This window comes from Nocardia sp. NPDC058497 (assembly GCF_042720195.1).
Lineage (GTDB): Bacteria > Actinomycetota > Actinomycetes > Mycobacteriales > Mycobacteriaceae > Nocardia.
Genome location: NZ_JBHXMY010000646.1, coordinates 1 through 3,189, shown reverse-complemented (window position 1 = coordinate 3,189; position 3,189 = coordinate 1). Strand labels below are relative to the sequence as shown.

Annotated in this window: 1 protein-coding gene; it reads left to right on the top strand. The window is 65.6% G+C overall.

Annotated features, from left to right (window positions below):
- Positions 1-325: 325 nt before the first annotated feature.
- The coding region (gene mobF / locus ACFWPJ_RS28790) for a MobF family relaxase (RefSeq protein ID WP_378856041.1) at positions 326-3,189 on the top strand (2,864 nt) is incomplete at its 3' end.

Below are 3,189 nucleotides of genomic sequence, written 5' to 3'. Positions count from 1 at the left end.
GCGCGCGCGGGCCCTGCCCGCGGGGGGGGCGCGCCACGCTGCTACCTCACCCCGCAGCACCGATCCACGGCCACCCATCCGTTCAGCCACCAACGCCTCACCTCCTTCCCCCGCCACGCTCCCCCTACCCTCCACCACGCCTCCCATAACCACTCGCACACCCACTTTCGCTCCCTCAAACACCCCTCCTCCCGCACTTTTCGCAAGCACACATCTGGCATCTCGGAGCACAGTTTTGTCACGACCAGCGAAAACGCATCAGTGTGATCTGCGTCAACTACCGAATGCCTTGAATTTTAAGCCTGTTTCGGTGGTTCATGGAGTTATGGTCGCGACCATTCACAAGGTCGCCGCGGGAAACGGCTACCAGTACTATCTGCGCAATATCGCAGCCAATGACACCACTGCTCGCGGGCGGTCGTCGCTGGCCGACTACTACAGCGTCCACGGCGAATCACCCGGGCGCTGGCACGGCACCGGCCTGACCGCGCTTGGCATCGCAGACGGCGCCGAAGCGACTGAGCAGCAGATGAAGAACCTGTTCGGACTGGGTATCCACCCCGACGCCGACAAGATCCATGACCGCGTCATCGACGAGCAGATCGACCTCGGCGCCACCGCCGCCCAGGCTACCAAGGCAGCACAGAAGGCATCGAAACTCGGCGCGAAATTCGGCGACTACGTACCGGTTTCGAAGTACCGGACACTGTGCGGTCAGGCGTATCGTGAATACAACATCGCCCGAAATCGCGATCCCACGAGCGCCATTCCCGATCGCGAGCGAGCGGAAATACGAACCGAAGTCGCCACGCAAATGTTCGCCATAGAGCACGGCCGCGCACCGCTGAATCCGCGCGAATTGTCAGGGTGGGTGGCCAAGAACTCACGTCCGGCGCGCGTCGCGGTGGCCGGATTCGACATCACCTTCTCACCGGTCAAGTCCATCTCCGCGATCGCCGCGATCGCCCCGCCCGACATCGCCCACGTTTTCCACGCCGCGCATCGCAAGGCGATGAGCGACTCACTGGCCTGGTTGGAGTCAAACGGCGTGTATACCCGGCTCGGTCGAAACGGTGTGCGCCAGTGCGACGTCGAGGGCCTGGTCGCCGTGGCGTTCGACCATCGTGACAGCCGCGCCGGAGATCCCGACCTGCACACTCACTACCTGATAGCGAATCAAGTGCGCGGTCCGGACGGCAAGTGGCGGACCTTGGACTCGCGGACACTGTACGAATCGCAGGTCACCGCCTCGGAAATCTATGACACCCGCATCGAGCACTACCTCGAAACTGCGCTCGGTATCCGGTTCGAAAACCGTGGCGGCCGCAACGTCCACGACCTGCCGATCCGCGAAATCATCGGAGTCCCGATCGATTTGATCGAGATGTGGTCACAACGCAGGGCAGCTATCAGCACTCGCCTCGATCAGCTCACCCACGCTTTCCAGACCACACTCGGGCGAGAACCCGGCCCCGGCGAAGTGCATCAGCTCGCCGAACAGGCCTCCCTGGAAACCCGCCCCACCAAGCACATTCCGGCCTCACGCGCCGAGCAGAGGGCCCGATGGATAGCCGAGGCCGCCGCACTGCCGGGCGGCCTGGACGCGGTCGACGAGCTGCTCGCCCGCATCCTGGCACCTCCGCAGGCCGCGCGCCCGATCCCCGATGAGTCATTCGTCGTCGACCTGGCCCAGCGCACTCTGGCGGCTTTGTCCGAACGGCGATCTACCTGGCGGGCATTCAACCTGCGCGCCGAAACCGAACGTCAGCTGCGGGGACTGGTCACCCCGGCCGACTGGCAGCACGTCTCCGAACGCGTCTACACCGCCGCTCTGTCGTCGCAGAGCGTCGTCGCGCGCGGTGACCCCGACCTCACCGAGGAACCGGTTCTGCGTGCCGTACCGCAGTATCTGCGCCGCCGCGACCACACCCCCCTACACACCCGCGCGAACTCCCAGATCTATACGACTACCACCGCACTGGCGGTCGAGGCCGAACTCATCGCACTGTCGCTGTCCACGGGCGCCGGCGTCCTGCCCACCGAGCTCGTCGCCGCAGCGATCAACGACTACAACACCGCCAACCCCGATCGACGCCTCAACGCCGGCCAGACCGCCATCATCGAAGGCTTCGCGACCTCCGGAATGCGGGTACACACCGCCAACGCCCCGGCGGGGACCGGCAAGACGACCGCGATGAAAGTCCTCACCACCGCATGGACCGCAAGTGGCGGAACGGTTCTCGGCCTGGCGCCGACCGCCGCTGCGTCCGCTGTGCTGGGTGAGTCCATCGGTACCCGCGCCGAAACCGTGGACAAGCTCCTCGACGTCATCGCCCGCCACACACCCGGCGCGCGCAACATTGCACTGCTGGGTGAACATCCGCAGTCGTTGCCGCAGTGGGTGCTCGACATCGACTCCGGCACCCTCGTGATCGTCGATGAGCACGTCAAGCTCGGCAACACCAAACGCCTGAAACTGTTGCGGTTCCTCGCCGGTCGGGGCGCGACGATCCGCTGCATCGGCGACGACCGGCAGCTACCCGCGATCGAGGCCGGCGGCGCAGACAGCGACATGAACCATGCCATTCCCGAGCAAGTCCTCACCCTCTCCCACGTCGTCCGGTTCGCATCGACCGGAGAAGCGACAGCATCGATCGGGCTCCGCGACGGGGATCCGATCGCGCTGGCCTGGTATCTGGACCACGACCGCATCCATGCCGGACACAGCGGCAGCGTCTACGAAGACACATTCCGCGCCTGGTCCGCCGATACCGCGGCAGGTCGGGACGCGATCATGCTCGCTCGATCCCACGACATCGTCAGCCAGCTCAACGCCCGCGCACGCGCCGAACGCATCACCAGAACCGGCGCCGAAACCGGCCCGGCGATACAGCTCGGTGATGAGCTGTTCGCCTCGGTGGGTGACATCGTCCGTACTCGCCGCAACGATCCGACGCTGCGGCTCGGTGCCAAGGACTGGGTGCGCAATGGCTACTCTTGGACCGTCATCGCCGTCCATTCCGACGGCGCATTCACCGTCGAACACCGCCAACACGGACACCGAACCCGCGCGACCGTGCGCCTTCCGGCGGAGTACGTGCGCGCCCACGTGCACCTCGGCTACGCGGCGACGATCGATTCCGCGCAGGGACTCACCGCAGACACCTGCCACGTCGCGATCTCCGGGAG